Raw genomic sequence first — 18,966 nt, forward strand, 5'->3', positions numbered from 1 at the left:
AAATGTATCCAATACTCATAGTAGTTTATCACGCCCGATGGTTATCCGCAATCAATCCGCTTTAAAAGTAATAATCAGAATTCACGTGACTCTTTCTTCATGAATTCATACACCTTTGCAAACCATTCGTTGTTATCGTCACTGTAGCAAATATGGTGCTTTCCGTTTTCCGATACAATCAGCTGCTTTTGTTGAGATCCGAGTGCGCGCAATAGATGCTCCCCTGTCGAAAACGGAACGATGCCGTCCTTTTTCCCCTGCACTACGCAGACGGGCGTCGTGATCTTTCCGTAATACGGTTCCACCATTTTGACGACCCGCATGAACTCCTTCGCAGCACGGAGCGGCGTATGCCGCAATTTATAGTCGTACAAATGATAGAACGTGTTCGGCGGAAAACTTTTCGTTACGGATTCAGTCAATAAAACGGCCGCATCCGCGAGAAGTATGCGCGGACTGATATACTTCGCCGCCGCACTGAGAAGGACAAGCTTTTCGATTTTGTAGCGCAAAGCTAAATAAAGCGCGATGATGCCCCCCATCGAAAAGCCGACAATGATGATGCGGACGGTCTCCTTCCTCAACCGGTTGAGGGCAAGCTCCGCTTCCATCATCCAGTTTTCCGCGGAAACCTTGCTTAGATCGACCGGAAAATCATGTCCCGGCAGTATCGGCACGGAAGTGATCCAATCCGTCCTCTCCTCCACATAATGAATGAAAGGACGGACTTCAAACATTCCTCCGGTAAATCCATGAAGGAACAATACACCTGTTTTCATGCTTGCATTACACCATCCATGATCCTTTCCAGCGCCATTCCTCTTGACCCTTTCAACAAAATGATGGAATTCCCGTCGATGGATGAAAGAAGCGACGCGATTAACGGATCATAATTGTTTTCCGACCAGATGACTTTTGTTTCATTCCCATTTTTCTGCAGCTCTTCATAAAGCCATTTCATTCGCGGTCCAAATAAAAGGATTCCCTTTAAGCTTATAGTGCCAAGCTGTTGGGCAATCGATTCATGGTAATGCCGTTCATTTTCGCCAAGTTCCAGCATATCCCCCAAAACGACCCATTTTTCTTTGCGAAGTCCCGTTTCCTGAAGGAATGACAGTGCCGCCTTCATCGATGTCGGTGCGGCGTTATACGCATCATTGATGAACAACGCTCCATTGTCAGCGACGACAGGCTGCATCCTCATATCCGTGAGCTTTGATTGACGGAGTGCCGCCTCGATCTGATCATGGCTGAGACCAAGTTCATGCGCGATCAATATCGCTACGAGCGAGTTTTTAACTTGATGGGATCCGAAAACAGGAATTGTAAAACTGCCATCGAGAACTCCTTTAACGGAAAAACGGCTTCCTTCGTCACCCGACTCAGTTGAGATAAGAGAGAGACCTGTTTTCTCACCGCGGCCGAAAGAGATCGCTCTCAGCTCAGGATGCGCCGATACTAACGTATGCAATAATGGTTCGTCGCCATCATAGAAAAGAGCACCGCCTTCTTGCAGTCCATCGATGATTTCGAATTTCGCCTTTGCGATCCCTTCACGGGAACCGAGATCCTGCAAATGCGCTTCGCCGATATTTGTAATGACGGCATAGTGCGGCTTTGCCAAATACGAGAGGAAAGAAATTTCATTAAAACCGCTCATCCCCATTTCAAGGACGGCGACTTCTGTATCTTCTTCCAATGATAAAATCGTCAACGGCAACCCTAATTCATTATTGAAATTGCCTTCCGTCTTTCGAACATTGAAATACGGCGAAAGGACGCTTGCAACCAGATCCTTCGTCGACGTCTTGCCGTTCGAGCCGGTAATGCCGATGAACTTGCACGCAAGCTCTTCCCGGTAAGCACGAGCTAGCTGTTGCAGCGCGAGTTCCGGGTCATCGACGAAAATGAGGGGGATGTCAGCAGGAGCACCAGGCTCATCTTTCATCCACAGTGAAGCAGCTGCGCCCTTTTCAATCGCTTGACGGACGAATTGGTGGCCATTCACCAGTTCGCCGCGGAACGGGATGAACAGATCGCCCTCGTTAAGGGTACGCGTGTCAATCGATACCCCGCTTACACGTACATCTTCCATTAGTTGCCCATCCGCTTGCAGCCACTCTGCCAGTACTGTCATTAACCGTTTCACAATCTATCACACTCAATCCATTGTATATTGTATCTGTTTCTTCTCTTCATGCCGTTCTAGTGCCAGTTCAATCAGCCTGTCAATCAATTCCGGGTAGGACGTGCCTGTATTCTGCCATAGCAGCGGGAACATGCTCGTCGGCGTGAAGCCAGGCATCGTGTTGATCTCATTGATGAGCACTTCATCCTCGTCCGTCACGAAAAAGTCAGCCCGTACGAGCCCTGCACAATCAAGCACTTTGAATGCACGGATCGCCATATCCTTCAATGTGGTTTCCACTTCGTCAGTCACCGGGGCAGGAATGAGCAATTCCGTACTGCCATCCTGGTATTTCGCTTCATAATCATAAAATGCCGCAACGGGTTTAATCTCCCCGAGGACGGAACACGCCGGATCATCATTGCCAAGGATGCCGACTTCGATTTCACGCGCAGTGACTCCTTGCTCAACGATAATTTTTCGATCAAATTTCAAAGCGAAATTGACTGCGGCGATAAGGCTCTCATGATCCGTCGCCTTGCTGATGCCTACACTTGAACCCAAGTTTGCAGGCTTAACGAACATCGGGAACGTCAATTCCTTCTCCATTTTTTCAACCCAGTACTGTTGGTCCTTTTTCCATTGAGTGCGGATGAAATGGACGTAAGGAACTTGCTTCAGTCCGGCTTGTGCGAATAGCTGCTTCATGACGACTTTATCCATGCCCGCAGAAGAAGATAGTACGCCATTGCCTGCATACGGGATGTTCATCACTTCAAACAGTCCTTGAACCGTTCCATCTTCCCCGTTCGTTCCGTGCAACAGTGGAAGGATGATGTCAGGTGTCCCGTTTCCATTCAAAAAATCATGGATGCTGTCGGGCTTTCCTCCAACGTGTTCCAACCGCAATTCCTCGATCGATTCGGCAGGAGCTGCGAGAGGCTCGCCTTTCCTCCACTCGCCTTCATACGTTATATATACAGGAATCACTTCATATTTATCAAAGTCAATCGCATTTGTAACCGCCGTGGCAGTTGATAGGGATACTTCGTGCTCAGCTGATTTGCCGCCATACACTAAACCCAGTTTCTTTTTCATAAATCTCCCTCACTAACCGTTAGATTTTCGTTCCTATAGTTTACCACGAAACGACGTACCCGTTCGTATAATATGATGATCCGGAAGGACCTTTTTCATTTTTGGCAACTTCCTACCCAAAAGGACGTCACTTTGAAGGATATGATTACAGGCACTACATGCGCTATACTATAGTTTGAAAGATTCCTCTCTCTATATGTATGCTAGTGTCACGAGTAGTTTGATAATTGACTTATAGATATATACGTACAAACACTCCGTTTTCCGTTATAATAATATGTAGTTTCTCTGCAAATCCAACTAACTGATAAGGTGAATTAAATGAATTTAGATAAAAAACCTGTAGATCGATTCGATTGGCCGCTTGCTTTCATCCTGTTGCTATTCTTCGTAATCAGCATCATCGCCATCGCATCCGCTCAGACGACAGGACAATATAAGATAAACTCCATTCCGGTAAATTTCATCCCGTCACAGATCCAATGGTATGTCATCGGCTCTATCATAATCGCCATCACAATGTACTTGGAGCCGGAACAATATAAGAAAGCTGCCTGGATCATCTACGGTGGCGGCGTATTTCTCTTGGTAACGCTTTTCATTTTGCCTGAAAGCATGGAACTTGTCTCCCGCAGAAATGGCGCGAAAAGCTGGTTCCACCTGCCATTCGGCATCGGCAGCATCCAGCCCGCTGAATTCATGAAGACGTTTTTCATCATCGGCATGGCGCGCACGATAACGAATCACCACGAACGCTATTTGGAAAAGACGTTGCAGACCGATTTTTTGCTGCTCGGTAAAATCGCCGCAGTCTTCCTCCTTCCGTTCTCGTTCATCATGCTGCAGCCCGATTTAGGAACCGGGCTAGTCTTCATTGCCATCACTGTCGCATTGGTCATCGTGGCAGGCATCACTTGGCGCATCATCCTACCGATTTTCGCTGTAACCGCAACTCTGGGAGGAACACTGCTTTGGATGGCACTATACGCGCAGGAATTTATGGCGAAGCTCGGTTTCAAACCGTACCACTTTGAACGGATCTATTCATGGCTCGATCCGTATTCCTATGCGTCGAATGAAGGGCTCCATCTCATCACTTCCTTGAATGCAATCGGATCAGGGGAGATATTCGGAAAAGGGTTCAAAGGGCGCGAAGTGTATGTCGCAGAAAGCCATACCGATTTCATCTTCAGCGTCATCGGGGAAGACTGGGGCTTCATTGGCGCAAGCCTCGTCATTTGCCTATACTTCTTCCTGATTTATCATATGACGAAGATCACGCTCGAACTGAAGGATCCTTTCAGTACATACATTTGCGCTGGCATCATCGCAATGATCACGTTCCACGTATTTGAAAATATCGGCATGACGACCCAGCTATTGCCGATAACGGGTATTCCCCTCCCGTTCATTAGTTACGGAGGCAGCTCATTGATGGGCAATATGCTCGCCATCGGCCTCGTCTTCAGCATGAAATTCCATCACCGGACGTACATGTTCAGCTCGGATGATGAGGAATAAAGAAAAGCGGAAGGCGCCTGCCTAGATGCGACCGGCATAAGGCAAAGATGCGAAGTGGCGGTCTATGCCACACAGCAGCTGTGACTTATGACCCGAGCATCTGGCGCCTGGAGCTAGACAATAACGGGCAGCGGAAGGCGCCTGCTGCAGAAACGCATAAATTGTTTTATTCGCGCATAAACAGCTGGAAAAACGCATAAATCCATTTTTCCACGCATAAACAGCTGGAAAGGCTCATAAATCTATTTTTCCACGCATAAACAATCGTAAACGCGCATAAACCATTGAATTCACGCATAACACGTCCCATAAAAGCATAAAAAAATCTCTCGCATGCAAGTATGCGGGAGATTTTTTGTTATGACTGTATTTGCGGGTCATTTACAGGTGGCGCGAGGGCTTTCAGCATTTCCATACGGGATTTAGTTGCTGTTGCCGAAACACCCAACTTCGCCAAGTTGGAGATGATTTTTTTCAAATCAACCTTTTCATTCGCCATCTTTTCCACCTCGACCTTTCTATATGTTGTTGACGTGTCTTCGCATTGGAAAGTTTCATGATCAATATGAAAATCATGCCATTTTTCATCTATACACATCATACCACTCCTGTCCACTTTTAAATCTTTCAATTATGTTACAAATTGTTCGCCTTTTGTAAATGCTTTATACACGAAAGAAAAATAAAAGCTTGCGTTTTAAGAAGAGCTCATTGCATTAAACACCTTTTCCTTTGTCACTACACGATTGGCAGAGTAAAATAGTCGTATTGATGTCAAAGTGAAAGCAGGTACATACATGAAAAAACCAATTCTACTCTTAATGTCTGTTCAATTTTTCGTATATCTAGGTTTCGGCATCATCATCCCTGTTTTGCCGGAAGTGATTGTGCAGCAGGGTCTATCCGAAATCCATGTTGGCGGATTGCTGACGGTTTATTCTCTCGCATCTTTTTTCACCGCTCCGCTATGGGGTTCATTATCCGACCGTGTCGGGCGCAAGAAACTAATACTAATTGGGCTTCTTGGCTTCAGCCTGAGTTTTTTCCTGTTCGCATTCTTCATTCATAACCTAACGTTGCTGTACCTTTCCCGTGTCGTCGGTGGGATTTTCTCGGGGGCATTGTACACAGCGGTTACCGGGTTTGTAGGGGATATGACGACGGAAGAGAATCGGAATAAATATATGGGATTGCTCGGCATGTCGATCGGACTTGGCTTCATTTTCGGTCCTGCGATCGGCGGCGTGCTCGGCGACATTAGCCTGCAAACTCCATTTATCGCGTCCGGCATATTAACGCTGCTTCTTCTAGTCTACGCGGGAATCATTCTGAAAGAGCCGGAGCGTACTGGCGAGGTGAATAAACGGGCATTGCTCCCGAAAGGCGGTATGATGCTGTGGCACTATCGGATACGGAACTTGTTCCTACTCTCCTTCATGGTGACATTGATTTTGGCAGGAATCGAATCCACATTCCAATTGTTCCAGATTTCCGCAATCGAAATCACCCCTAAGCAAATCGGCTATTTGTTCATGGCAAGCGGATTTGTAGACGCGGCCATTCAAGGCGGTGTCGTCCGTCGGGTGAAGAACGGGACGGAAACGAAATGGATCTTGGGCGGCCAAGTCATTACGGCCATTGGACTGATCTTGATTCCGTTCACAGGTAGTCTCTTCTGGGCAGGTGTTGCGCTCAGTATCTTCACAGCAGGTAACGCACTCACGCGGACAATCCTCGTTTCGTTGACGTCAAAGGAATCCGGCGGGAAGTATGGAACTGCTGCCGGCATGACGTATTCAATGGACAATATGGGACGGATCATTGGACCGCTTTTATTCACATGGCTACTCACGACAATGAACGGCGGGATATACTTTATATCCGCAGCACTCGCAGTCATTTCAATCGTCCTCATTTTCATGTATCGCAAATCTTCGAAGACATTGCGCAACGCATAAGTAAAGCGAAGCCCTTCCGGATACCGGATGAGCTTCGCTTTTCATTTAGGTCACCCTATTAGTTCACTTCAACACTACTTCTCGACAGAAGATCTAAAGCCTTCTCCACATCCACATCTTTCTCAATATGCTCCGGTGTCCATGGAATATGAATATGCGGCGTAATGCCAACGCCCGTCATGCCCTGCCCTTTATCAATTCTGGTTAAACGGGAAGATGGATACATCAGCTCAAAACCTTCCTCCCAATTCATGCTAACCAAGTTCGCGTAATCATTCAGTCCCATAGTCGCCCTGCCAATGACCGTCACTTTATTAGATTTTTTTACAAGTTCCACAAAGGAGTCTCCCGAACTGCCACAATAAACATCCGTCAAAACAATAATTGAGGAAGGGTGTTTCATTCCTTTGACGAAGGTATCGCTAACCATATCGCCAAAATCAAATTCCACGAATCCTTTCCCACGATTGCGCTCCCATTCGTTTTTAAAAACTTCCAATACATGACGCGCGTGCTCATCATCCGTTCCTGCAAGCATCTCCTCCAGTTCAGGCAAAACACGAATCGCGCTTGCTTCCGTGCAATTAATCAACATTTTATCATCGTCAGACCCCGCCAGCTCCATACCCTCTTCAGGCATCAAATAAGGAAGCAATGGATAAATACTGGCATCAGATCCGCCATAATTTACGCGTACATCGATAATCCACTTCTCCGTCGTTTCAAGAAACTCTTTATTGTCCACGACCATTTTCGCGATGGCGTCCGGATTTGCAAAATCGGTCATCGTAATAAAAACCGTGTCTTGCCTCTTCTCTACAGAATACGTCGGGACATAAGGTTTTTTATCATATAAGCCGAATGTGAATTTCTGCTTTCCATTTGCGCCTACTACTTCGCCTTCCGGATAAAGCATTAAGATCGGTGCCCAATTCTCCCGCTCAGGATGGTTTTCATTCAGCCTTCTTTGATAAAGTTCCTTCAATTCAAGGATGCTTTTTCCACCCAACGAAACAATACTCATCCCAGGCTCAAGCCGCTCCTCCGAATCCACTTCCGTAACATACAGCCGATCTTTGTAGCGTCGCACTTTGAAGCCGCGGTCTTTCGGCTGTTCATTGTCCGCGTTTTCCATAATGAAATGAATATGTCGATCGTTGAAATCGAGCAAGTACTCTTCAACAATTTCCTTGAATTCCTTATTCGACAACTGATCATTCCCTTTAATCAATTCAAGGAAATGCTCTGGTCTGTCACACCCTCGCTTATCCTTCCAACCCGCATAGTCGTTCTGCATAATGTCTACAATTTGTTTAAAAATCTTTTCCATTCCCCAATCCCCCATTCTACTGTTCTTGCACAACTTCCGTTTTTACGATTAATGATTCCTATAGATATACGGTTCTCCATGAAGAATAGTTTCAATTAACTAAACATTAGTGCGATTGATTAGAAGTAAAAGCTCTCCCCCTAACCAAATCCCCCATTTTACTGTTCTTGCACCATTTCCGTTTTTAAGATTTTTGTTTTATCCAACTCCGGATGCGCCATCCGTACGACTGACGGTCTTGCCAGCACGAGGACAACTCCAATGAGCAACAGACTGGACACGATCAGAATCCATTGTGCCGGTAAAATATCATACAGAAATCCGTACAATACCATTCCTAACGGCATAAGCGCCATAGCCATCGTTTCGAGAATCGAAAAGACGCGTCCTTTGTAATCGTCGTCAATCATCTTTTGCATCATGACCATCATCGGTGTATTGACGATAATCTGTATCAATCCGAAGCTGAACATGAGAGTTGCATAGTAGACGACCATCCCTGGATATGGCATGGCTATGATAAGCGGAAATGCTATTCCGCTCATGATCAAGGACATTCCGATAATTCCCCGCTTTCCAACCAATAGCGGGAACTTCACTTCTTTCCGTATCGATAAGTAAATCGACATGAGCAGCATCCCGACTGCGAATGCCCCTTCGGTAAAGCCGAAGTGCTCTGGCGCCATTTTCATCTTTTCGATAAGGATGAATGAATAACCGACCATGAACGCACCGAATAGGAAGTTGATGAATAATGAGATCCAAATGATTGCCATGACAACCGGCTGCAATCTCAAATAGGAAAGCCCGGCTTTCATACTTTGCAACATCGACTCTTTCGGTTCCCCTTCTACAACTTCTTTCCTTCTTGCGAACAGATTGAAATTCATCGTCGATTCAAGAAGAACTGCAATCATCGATGCCGACATGTACATCACAAGGAATACCGGCATTGTGACCGTTCCATATAACACGCCCGCAATTGCCGGGCTGCCGATTGCTGCGAACGAAATCGACATTTGGTTAAGTGACATTGCCTTTTGAATTCGATTTTCATCGACAAGGCCTGTTATCGACGAGCTGAATGTCACCCCTGAAAACGTGGACGTGACAGCCAATATTGCTGTGGTGATATAAATGGCAACTAGCGAAATTCCCGAGACTACGCTGACTGTGAGAAGGCCGCCTATCGCTATGGTGGAAGCAATTTGTGCCGTTATGACAATCGCCTTTCTTGAATACCTATCTGCGACATAACCCGCAAATGGCGCGACTAACGTACGCGGCAAGATGCTGCAAATCAGGTTCGTCGCAAAGCTCGTCGCTGACCCCGTCAATTGCAAAATATAAAAACTTACGGCAAACGCATACACCTGCGCCCCGAACGATGCAATAAGCTTACTGATTGTAAATGTCCACAGGTGGTACGTTGCTCTCTTCAATTTCATTGCTTCACTCAAAATAGTCACTCCATTCAGGAAGTTTAATTTCATTAAACAAATAATAGCACGCCCCCTCTTCCAATACAAGAGAAAGTTTAATATAATTAAACTATATGTAAAACGATGAAAGGAGTGTTCCTTATGGGTACGTTAGGCGAACGGATCAGGACGCTGCGAAAACAGCGGAAGATGACATTGGAAGCATTGGCAGGCGATCAGCTGACAAAGGGAATGCTCAGTTTAATTGAGAACAATAAAGCGAATCCATCGATGGAGAGCTTATCGTATATCGCGGAGCGACTGGGTGTTGAAATGTCCGAGCTTTTGGAAGAGAACGACACGCAGGAATTGAGAGAAGTGTTGAAAACTGCAGAGCAACTGTTCATTGTAGATTTCGATGAACTGACGGATGAACACGGAAAGATCCTCGATTTAGTGGGACCGTATGTGGAGAAATTGACACAAGGCTATGAAGCTGCGAGACTGTTGGATATTTACGGTCGCAGCCTATACTACGAAAAGCAGGATGGTTGGCAGGAACTTTTAGACAAGGCGGCAGACATTTACGATCAAATGAATATTACCCGCCGATTTGCAGCGGTCGGCATATTCCGGTCGCTAGTGAAATTCACAGAGCATGATTACAATGCCGCCCTTGAGCTATTATTGGCCGAGCGATCCCAAGCTGAGGCACGAAATGGGCTTATCGATCCCCTCACTCGTCTTGACTTCGATTATTTAGAGGCAGTGCTGCACTATGCGGTCGGGAATGCGGAAGAAGCGATCCGCGTCATGAATGAAGGTATTGAGTATTCAAAGGAAAAACAGGTTTTTTACCGGATTGATCATCTGTATCGCTTGGCAACCTTCCACGCAATGATGAATGAGGATGTAGAAGCAATGGAGTATTATGAGCGAAAGATAGAGCTTTACGGGGAATTTGCTGATGATGAAGAAGCAATCCTCTTCACTAAATTTGCAAGGGTCCATTATTTAACCTCCTATAAAAAGGAGTATAAGAAGGCTTTGGATCTTATCAATGGGCATTATGGTGAAGTTCATCTCACCAAATCGCACAGGCCCTATTCCTATATGGAAAAAGGAAAAGCTTTATACGGCCTAGGAAAATATGAAGAGGCACTTGCCTGCTTCGGGAAAATTGTAATTGCGGATTATGTGCACCATCCATTCGATTTATCGATTTTCTACGAGAAGGATGCGTATGCCGCTCTTTGCCATCAGGCCCTAGGGGATGAAGTCGAAGCTATCCGATCAATTGACATCGCAGTGAATAATATTTCCGATATGCCACACACACCTTATAAAGATTTCATTATGGATACGAATCTCTTGATTCGGAGAACATGAAAAAATGCCGCCAAAGCATATAGCTTCGGCGGCATTTCCATTATGCCTCGATTGACTGATGCTCAATCGAACCGTTAAAGATTTCCTTATCCAACTCTCCATTAACCCTAGCAGTTGTAACACCCGCGGTCATCGAACCGCTAACGTTCAACGCAGTACGTCCCATATCGATCAGCGGTTCAACTGAAATCAACAAACCTGCCAATGCAACCGGGAGATTCAAAGCGGACAACACGAGAATCGCTGCGAATGTAGCTCCCCCGCCAACTCCAGCAACACCGAACGAACTGATAGCGACGATCACAATCAATGTGATCAGGAATGTCGGCTCCAATGGATTCTGACCGACAGTCGGTGCGATCATGACAGCGAGCATCGCCGGATACACGCCTGCACAGCCGTTCTGTCCGATTGACAATCCGAATGAGCCCGCAAAGTTTGCAATCCCGTCCGGAACGCCAAGGCGATCGGTTTGTGTTTTGATGTTAAGTGGTAAAGTACCTGCACTCGATCTTGACGAGAAAGCGAACAGCAAAGCTTCTGCAGTCTTCTTCACATACGTGACCGGATTCAATCCGGATACTGTTATGATGATCAAATGAATGAGGAACATGACAAGCAATGCGGCATACGAAGCAAGGACAAATTTCCCTAAGCTAAAGATTGCTGCAAAGTCGGATGTTGCAACCGTCCTTGCGATGATCGCCAAAATTCCATAAGGCGTCAACCGAAGCACGATCCGCACGACACCCATGATTAATGAATAGAGGGCATCAATCCCCTTCTTCACTAAATTCGCGTTCTCTTCATCCCGTCTCACCAGTGCCAAATAGGCAAATCCGAGAAACGCAGCAAAGATGACGACACCAATCGTCGATGTCGGACGCGCTCCTGTGAAATCCAGAAACGGATTCGCTGGCAAGAGTTCCAGAATTTGATCCGGCAATGCTTTGCCAGCCATATCTGCGGAACGTTCCTCGATGGAAACGCCACGAGCAGCTTCCGCCTCGCCTTGAACAATTTCAGAGGCATCCAGTCCGAACAGCAACGATGCCGAAATACCGATCGCTGCAGCAATCGCAGTCGTACCGACAAGAATCCCTAAAATCATTCCAGCCATCTTACCGAAGTTTTTGCCGATCGTCACTTTTGTGAACGCACCAAGAATCGATATGAACACAAGAGGAACGACAATCATTTGAAGAAGCTTAACGTAGCCAGTTCCTACGACATTAAACCAACTGACCGATTCCGCCAGCACTTCTGAGTCGGCGCCGTATGCGATATTCAAGATGAACCCGAAAACGATTCCTAGCCCGAGACCTGTAAAAACCCTTTTTGAAAACGAAACGTTTTTGCGATGCATAGTATATAGAAGTCCTATTAAAAGCAACAATGCTACTATATTAACAAGCAGTAAAACTGTATCCACTTCTTTTCCCCCTTCAGGAATAAATAAAAACTATAAAAAGACTATATACCCTTAAATCTTATCAGTCAAGTAGGATTAACTCTCTTCTATAAATCTTTTTTCTGAAAGCGAATTTCGACTACAGAAGTCCCCACATGTGGATGATATTCCCTTCTATTTCGGTTGGTTTTCGGTATACTAATAGGTAGCAGTCACTTAAGGAGGGCTTATATGGCAAGTTTTGTTACGATTACCTTAACATCCATTTTCATATTGAACATTTTCCTTGCGATTGCGCTGATTTTCCTCGAAAGAAGAGATCCCACAGCAACATGGGCTTGGCTTCTCGTTTTATTCTTCGTACCACTATTTGGTTTTATCATCTATTTACTATTCGGAAGAAAATTACGAAGAAAGCACTCGTCCAGATGGGAAGGGAAAAATCGGATCGGCATTGAGACATTGATCGATTACCAAATTGAATCCATCGAGAAAGGGACATTCGATTTCAGACTGGATGACACAGCACTTTACCAAGACATGATTTACCTCCATCTTCGAAATAACCACGCAGTACTGACACAGGACAATGATGTTCAGGTTTTTAATGACGGCGTTGCAAAATTCGATGCCTTGCTGAAAGATCTTGAAAACGCAAAAGACCATATCCATTTTCAATATTATATTCTGCGGTTGGACTCTTTAGGCAACCGCATTCTGGACGTTCTTATCAAAAAGGCGAAGCAAGGTGTGAAAGTTCGTGTCCTGTTTGACGATATCGGCTCGCGTGGACTCCGCACTAAGCACTTGAAAGAATTGATCAACTGCGGAGGCGAAGTGGCCGCGTTCTTCCCAGCCATCCTCCCGCTAATCAACCCCAGGCTCAATTACCGGAATCACCGCAAAGTCGTTGTCATCGATGGGCGCATCGGTTATGTCGGAGGTTTCAATGTCGGTGACGAATACTTGGGGCTGGATAAAAGATTCGGCTATTGGCGCGATACGCATCTCCGTATTGAAGGCAGTGCACTTCATCCGTTGCAAACAAGGTTCATCCTCGATTGGAACCAAGCGACTGAATTGGATGATATCGAATACGCGGAGCGCTATTTCCCTGCAATTCCACGAAAAGGATCCGTCGGGCTGCAAATCGTGTCAAGCGGCCCCGATGCCGAATGGGAGCAGATCAAGGACGGTTATTTAAAGATGATTTTCCTGGCGAAGGAGTATATTTACATTCAGACGCCGTACTTCATTCCAGACGTGAGTTTCCTTGATGCATTGCGGATTGCATGTCTATCAGGGGTGGATGTCCGCATCATGATCCCGAATAAGCCGGACCATATGTTTGTCTACTGGGCGACGTATTCCAATGTCGGTAAACTATTGCGAGCGGGCGCGAAAGTGTATATTTATGAAAATGGGTTCATCCACTCGAAGCAGATTGTCGTCGACGATGAAGTATCCACAGTCGGAACTGCGAACATCGACGTCCGAAGCTTTAAGCTTAATTTCGAAATCAACGCGTTCATATATGACCGCGAAAAATCCCATGAGCTCGCCGAACTATTCGAACAGGATATGCAATTATCGACGGAGCTGACGTACGATATGTATTTGGAGCGAACACGATGGATCAAGATCAAAGAATCTGTTTCGAGATTATTGTCGCCGATCCTGTGATGCAAATAAAAAATCCCCGTCATCCTGAATTCTGGATGCCGAGGGATTTTTTCATTTCAAGCCAAGGTATTCTTCAAGGGTGATGTTGCGTTTAAAGATTTCTTCGGCGATTTCTTTTCCGACATAACGGAAATGCCACGATTCGTGCCTGTAGCCAGTGATATCTTCCTTTCCTACCGGGTATCGGAGGATGAAGCCGTAACGGTACGCGTTTGCAGCTACCCATTTTCCAGCTTCGGTCTCCCCGAATTTGAAGGAAGCCCAATATTTTTCGTAGTTCACTTCCCCGATGTCGAAAGCGAGACCCGTTTGGTGCTCGGAATAACCAGGACGCGCACTGTATCGGTCCGCCGCTTCCACGCCATCCTTGTTGACGTACCGTTCGTAGAGCGTTACTTGGTAATCGTATGAGCGATATGTACTGAATGCCGTCAGATTGATGCCGGACAGCTTAGCCTCAGCCGCCATCTCATCGAATGCCGCCCTCGCTTCTGTGCTCTCACCTGGAGCGTACGTTCTTGGCAGTGGGTATTTTTTATTCGCAATGAGGATTCCGTTAATGACTGTCGGTTTGTCCGGGAGCTGCTGGCCTTCGATATAGCCGCTTTTATTCGGGCTTGTTGGCGGTTTCGCCGTCACTTTCGGCTTCTCCTCTTTTTTCGGCGCCGGTTTAACAGGTGTGACGTTTTTCTCCGGTTCTTTCGTTTCCGGCTCTTTCACTTCCGCAGGCGGCTCTTCTTCAATAGGTTTCTCCTCGACAGGAGGTATTTCCTCTTCCGGCGTTTCAGGTTCCGTCTCCGGCTCTGTCTCTTCCGGTTCGCCCGCATCCTCCGTTTCCTGCTCTTCCATAGGCGGCGCTTGTGTTTCGCCGATTCCCACTTGTCTCAACGTTCTATTTACATCCCAATCATTCATGGCGATCCAAAAGACGATCGCCGTCATAATCAAACTTGTCAGCAGCAGTGTGATCGTCAATGCCTTGTTGGATTTCTTCCTGCTATTGTATTTTCGTTTCCGGTTCATCTTATGTTGGCCTTCCTTCTACTCTAGGTATCTCTTATTTTTAACTATGTTCAAATCGCCATATGACGATGTTCTTTCCAGTCCGTGTATGCTATCATTTATTTGCAAATGTGTAAATTAATGATTGTGAGGATTACTCTTATGAATAATCAGCGGTGGCTATCGATTAGCTTTTTAACTTTCTTCTTTACATGGGGCGTTTTTACCCCCTATTGGACTGGTTGGCTGACGATCGAAAAGGGGTTGTCCGTGAAGGACGCCAGCATCGTCATGGGAGCCGGAATGATTGCCCGGTCGTTTTCCACGTTTCTCATCTTTCCTTATTTGACAGCAAGAACGTCATATATTCGTGTCATGAAATGGATGACGGTGCTGTCGTTGCTTCTTGTCGTCCTCTATATTCCCGACTCGTCATTCATTGTATTGTTCGTTATTACGGTTCTGTTCAGCGCCTTCTACCCAATCATCTTGCCGGCTGTCGAAAGCGGCGCATCCGTCCTTATGCAGAAGGAGAGGGTCCATTACGGCAAAAGCCGTTCATTCGGCTCGTTCGGCTATACGATTGCGTTGCTGCTCGTTGGCTCTGCGACAGCGATTTGGAATGAACAGGCCATCCTGTATATGATGATTGCTGGTCTAGCGGTCGCTGTCATTTTCTATTCCCGTCCCGCACCTGCCGTTTTGCAGAGCATACCGGACAAGAAGGATTCTCGAAATCGGAAGATCGGATTGAAGACGTTATTTGCGGCAAAAGGCTTTCGGATCATCATGGTACTAGCCATACTGATGCAAGGCGCTCATGCTTCCTATTACAATTACGGATTCCTGTTCCTCGATGACTTGGATGTCAACGGGTTTTATATCGGCATCATTTTGAATATCGCTATCCTGTTTGAAATATTTTTTTTCGCCCAGGCGGATCGCTTTTTGTCCGAGATGCGGATATCGACGATGTTTCTTATTGCTGCAATCGGGTCGACGATGCGATGGGTCCTCATCTTTCTCTTTCCGACAGCGTTTGTTTTTATCGCGACACAGCTTTTGCATGCCGCATCGTTCGGAATCGCCCATTACGCGTTCATCCAATACATTTCAAATAAGCTTCCCAATTCGCAGATTGCTGCGGCCCAAGGATTCTATGCCGCATTCGCAATGAGTTTAAGCACTGCCATCCTGACGTTTCCGGCTGGCTACCTGTATGAAATCTCACCAGGAACCGCATTTTTAGGAATGACTGTCTGCTCCATCCCTGCCATCTTCATCGTACTTGCAACCCGCAAGAAGTTGGCTTATTGATGGTTACCATGTTCTCCGTAATCGGAGGGCATTTTTTATTACAAAATAATAAGCAACAGCACAACAACAAATGAAAGCGCGAAGAGGATTGATAAATAACGCATCCACCTGGATTCCCTTTCATGGCCTTGCTCCTTGAACGATTTCGCCCTTGAAGCGTTCGTCAACGTAAAGAGCGCCATCATCGTCAGAATCGCAAAATCAAGATTTCCTCTGACGACAAAAAACAACGTCACAACTAACAATACAACAATCCCGATGACGCCCGTCCTTTTCAGATTCATGTTAATTCCCTCCAAAAAAGGCCGGAGATTGCTCTCCAGCCTCCTGTATGCCTTTGTTCAATCTTTTTTCGACTTCGGCTTCTTATCTACCTTCGCATCTGCCTTTGTCTCAGGAAGAGGTTGTACCACTTCCTTGTAGTAAAACTTCCTGCCCAAGTATGTTTGGAAAATGAGCAATAGCCCACCGACCGCCCAATAGAGCGGAAGTGCCGCCATCACCGTGAATGAAATGAACATGATCATGATCGGTGACATGTAGATGAACAGCTTCATCTGCTGCTTTTGCTGCTCAGGCATTGTCCATAATGACACTCGCGCTTGTACGAAATAAACCGCACCAGCAACTAGCATCATGATTTTATCCGGCTCACCTAATTTGAACCAGAGGAATTGATGCTCCTTCAATTCCGGCGGAGCGTAAAGGATTGCGAAGTAGAGGCCCATGATGATCGGCATCTGGATGATCAACGGCAGACAGCCCATGTTCAGCGGATTGACGCCATGCTTGGAGTACAAGCCCATCATCTCTTGCTGAAGCTTCATCTGCTCTTCTTTGTCTTCCTTTTCTTTCGCTTCTTTAATACGCTTTTGGATATCTTCCATTTCGGGACGGAGGGCATCCATTTTGACCTTCATTTCTTGCTGCGCCTTATAGTTTTTCAACATAAGCGGCATGAGCACCAACCGGATGGCAACGGTGATGACGATGATTGCCAGTCCATAGCTTCCGTTGAATGTTTCACCAAGGTAGTGAAGCAGCCATTCCATCGGCTTGACGAAAATATTATAGAATGTACCTTCTTTGTTCTGGACTCCGGAACAACCACTGAGGAAAACGGCAGTGGTTATCAATATCGATAATAAACCAATTTTCTTTTTCAATAAATTCACCTTCACTATTTCAAACTACTGAAAAGTATACATCAATTCACTGTACAATTACAATCAATGTTCGTTATTAACGAATATTAAAATGGATTTCCGCTACAGGCGGACGCTTTCCGCGGGCACGGCTTCAGCCAATCGAACAGCAAAGGGTTCGATTTGCCGTATTTCTGCGTTCTTTGCAGAAATTAAGGCATCCCATTGTTGTGCTCGCAACGCTACGCTTTTGCTCGCAAAAGCCGTTCTTCGTTACGGCTTTCGTTGCGGGGTCTTCAGCTCGTGCTGTTCCCGCAGGAGTCGCCGCCTTTCGCTTCAATCCTTATATAAAGCAGAAATTTTATTTCCCACTCTAACATGCGAAGAATAAAAAAAACGCCTCCATAATGGAAGCGAAATTATTATTGATTTTGCGGTGCTTGGCTCGGGTCTTCTTTTTTACTGTAGAGACCGTCCGTTTTGGATTCCTCTGATTTATCCTCTACTTCTTGATTGTAGTAATGGACGCTGGTTTGCGCGCCTTCACTTACCATTTTATTATCCTGCAAGTCGTATGGATCCGAATGACCGGCTTTCGTATCATCGGAACGGTTCAGTTTTTGCGATTGTATAAAGGAATCGACCTTTGTTTTCATATTATTCACCGCAACCATCGCTTTGTCACGGTTTTCTTTTTTGCTGAAATATGCGTATGCGCCTGCAGCCAATGTGGCAAGAAGCAATCCATTCCCGTTTTTACGTGCCATAGCTATCATTCCTCCATTGATTAAGAAATCGTTTACTACTTCCAGTATACCCTCTTCCCGAATTCGAAAACTCCAATTCATCGGATATGACATTCCAAACCGAGACGTCACTAGTAGCATCTCATATCGTTCGAGTCATTTCAAATAATTCAGTTGATTGCCCATGTATTCTGCACACTTTTTAGATAATTTACTTTTTTATATTTCATTATGATGACAAGCGTAGTTTATTCCCCCATTTTTTGTTATGATAACAAAAAGGTTTCCGGAGGTGACTGCGACATGATTAGACCAATGACTGCCGATGACATTAGCTATATTCAACACATTGCCCACATCACGTGGAATGATACATATGCGGGGATCATTCCTGAAAACATTCAGACAGCATTTATCGACCGCTCCTATTCCAATGCAATGATGATCAAGCGGATGGAAAAAACTCATATGCTCGTCGCTGAATGCGAAAAAGGAACTCCGATCGGCTTCCTCAATTTCACGAGGGAAGATGAAGATGGAGACTCGGAATTGACAGCCATGTATATTTTGCCATCCCATCAGCATTCAGGCTACGGCAAAAAACTTTTCGACTATACGGTCAGCATGCTCGGCAACGCCAAACAAATTTTCGTTTACGTTGATAGCAGAAATACGGCTGGACGTGCTTTTTATGAAAAACAAGGATTCGAATTATTGGAAGTCTTCGAAGAGTACTTTGAAGGCTACCCAGTTGAAACAGCCCAATACGTCTACTATATTCATGAGCCAGTGTATGCCTATTAAGTTCAAAGGACGC

At 45.8% G+C, this 18,966-nt stretch carries 17 protein-coding genes; 6 read left to right on the top strand and 11 right to left on the bottom strand.

Annotation, left to right across the window (positions count from 1 at the left end; all coding sequences use genetic code 11):
• Positions 1–74: 74 nt before the first annotated feature.
• From M3152_RS11460 to M3152_RS11470, 3 genes are read right to left on the bottom strand one after another with little or no spacing between them, the layout of a single operon-like run.
• Positions 75–779, bottom strand: coding sequence for an alpha/beta hydrolase (locus M3152_RS11460; protein ID WP_251695338.1), 705 nt, complete (start codon positions 777–779; stop codon positions 75–77).
• Positions 776–2,149, bottom strand: coding sequence for a UDP-N-acetylmuramoyl-tripeptide--D-alanyl-D-alanine ligase (locus M3152_RS11465; RefSeq protein ID WP_251695339.1), 1,374 nt, complete (start codon positions 2,147–2,149; stop codon positions 776–778). Before M3152_RS11465 ends, M3152_RS11460 begins: the two co-directional genes overlap by 4 nt.
• A gap of 12 nt (positions 2,150–2,161) precedes the next feature.
• Complete coding sequence (locus M3152_RS11470; protein ID WP_251695340.1) at positions 2,162–3,226, bottom strand: D-alanine--D-alanine ligase; 1,065 nt, start codon at positions 3,224–3,226, stop codon at positions 2,162–2,164.
• A 321-nt stretch (positions 3,227–3,547) separates the two neighbouring features.
• Here M3152_RS11470 and M3152_RS11475 point away from each other — a divergent pair, with 321 nt between their 5' ends.
• Positions 3,548–4,747 carry an FtsW/RodA/SpoVE family cell cycle protein gene (locus M3152_RS11475; protein ID WP_251695341.1) on the top strand — a complete coding sequence of 400 codons (1,200 nt, stop codon included), beginning with the start codon at positions 3,548–3,550 and terminating at the stop codon, positions 4,745–4,747.
• A gap of 358 nt (positions 4,748–5,105) precedes the next feature.
• Here M3152_RS11475 and M3152_RS11480 read toward each other — a convergent pair whose 3' ends face one another.
• Entirely contained in the window at positions 5,106–5,246 is a 141-nt protein-coding gene (locus M3152_RS11480) for an Lmo0850 family protein (RefSeq protein ID WP_251695881.1), read from the bottom strand.
• 298 nt (positions 5,247–5,544) lie between these two features.
• Between M3152_RS11480 and M3152_RS11485 the strand changes: the two genes are divergently transcribed.
• Entirely contained in the window at positions 5,545–6,705 is a 1,161-nt protein-coding gene (locus M3152_RS11485) for an MFS transporter (RefSeq protein ID WP_251695342.1), read from the top strand.
• 58 nt (positions 6,706–6,763) lie between these two features.
• Here the strand turns inward: M3152_RS11485 and M3152_RS11490 are convergent, their stop codons facing one another.
• Positions 6,764–8,035: a S41 family peptidase gene (locus M3152_RS11490; protein WP_251695343.1), complete on the bottom strand. Its 1,272-nt coding sequence runs from the start codon at positions 8,033–8,035 to the stop codon at positions 6,764–6,766.
• 158 nt (positions 8,036–8,193) lie between these two features.
• Positions 8,194–9,495, bottom strand: a complete 1,302-nt coding sequence (locus M3152_RS11495) for an MFS transporter (protein WP_251695344.1) — start codon at positions 9,493–9,495, stop codon at positions 8,194–8,196.
• Between the two features lie 123 nt (positions 9,496–9,618).
• On the opposite strand from M3152_RS11495, the gene M3152_RS11500 reads away from it, so the two are divergent.
• Positions 9,619–10,845: a helix-turn-helix domain-containing protein gene (locus M3152_RS11500; RefSeq protein WP_251695345.1), complete on the top strand. Its 1,227-nt coding sequence runs from the start codon at positions 9,619–9,621 to the stop codon at positions 10,843–10,845.
• Between the two features lie 40 nt (positions 10,846–10,885).
• Here the strand turns inward: M3152_RS11500 and M3152_RS11505 are convergent, their stop codons facing one another.
• Positions 10,886–12,211, bottom strand: a complete 1,326-nt coding sequence (locus M3152_RS11505; protein WP_285847199.1) for an L-cystine transporter — start codon at positions 12,209–12,211, stop codon at positions 10,886–10,888.
• Between the two features lie 276 nt (positions 12,212–12,487).
• Here M3152_RS11505 and cls point away from each other — a divergent pair, with 276 nt between their 5' ends.
• Positions 12,488–13,939, top strand: a complete 1,452-nt coding sequence (gene cls / locus M3152_RS11510) for a cardiolipin synthase (protein WP_251695347.1) — start codon at positions 12,488–12,490, stop codon at positions 13,937–13,939.
• A gap of 51 nt (positions 13,940–13,990) precedes the next feature.
• Here the strand turns inward: cls and M3152_RS11515 are convergent, their stop codons facing one another.
• The gene (locus tag M3152_RS11515) at positions 13,991–14,962 is read right to left on the bottom strand and encodes a M15 family metallopeptidase (protein ID WP_251695348.1); all 972 of its coding nucleotides are present in this window, start codon (positions 14,960–14,962) and stop codon (positions 13,991–13,993) included.
• 141 nt (positions 14,963–15,103) lie between these two features.
• Here M3152_RS11515 and M3152_RS11520 point away from each other — a divergent pair, with 141 nt between their 5' ends.
• Positions 15,104–16,258, top strand: coding sequence for an MFS transporter (locus M3152_RS11520; RefSeq protein ID WP_251695349.1), 1,155 nt, complete (start codon positions 15,104–15,106; stop codon positions 16,256–16,258).
• Between the two features lie 38 nt (positions 16,259–16,296).
• On the opposite strand, the gene M3152_RS11525 is transcribed toward M3152_RS11520, so the two are convergent.
• The 3 genes from M3152_RS11525 to M3152_RS11535 form a co-directional block, all read right to left on the bottom strand.
• Positions 16,297–16,542: a hypothetical protein gene (locus M3152_RS11525; RefSeq protein WP_251695350.1), complete on the bottom strand. Its 246-nt coding sequence runs from the start codon at positions 16,540–16,542 to the stop codon at positions 16,297–16,299.
• A gap of 57 nt (positions 16,543–16,599) precedes the next feature.
• A complete protein-coding gene (yidC, locus tag M3152_RS11530) occupies positions 16,600–17,424 on the bottom strand; it encodes a membrane protein insertase YidC (RefSeq protein ID WP_251695351.1) in 825 nt (274 codons plus the stop codon).
• 401 nt (positions 17,425–17,825) lie between these two features.
• Positions 17,826–18,170, bottom strand: coding sequence for a hypothetical protein (locus M3152_RS11535; protein ID WP_251695352.1), 345 nt, complete (start codon positions 18,168–18,170; stop codon positions 17,826–17,828).
• Between the two features lie 282 nt (positions 18,171–18,452).
• Between M3152_RS11535 and M3152_RS11540 the strand changes: the two genes are divergently transcribed.
• Positions 18,453–18,953: a GNAT family N-acetyltransferase gene (locus M3152_RS11540; protein WP_251695353.1), complete on the top strand. Its 501-nt coding sequence runs from the start codon at positions 18,453–18,455 to the stop codon at positions 18,951–18,953.
• Positions 18,954–18,966 lie beyond the last annotated feature (13 nt).

Origin of the sequence: Sporosarcina luteola, assembly GCF_023715245.1 — a bacterium.
GTDB classification, from domain to species: Bacteria; Bacillota; Bacilli; order Bacillales_A; family Planococcaceae; genus Sporosarcina; species Sporosarcina luteola_C.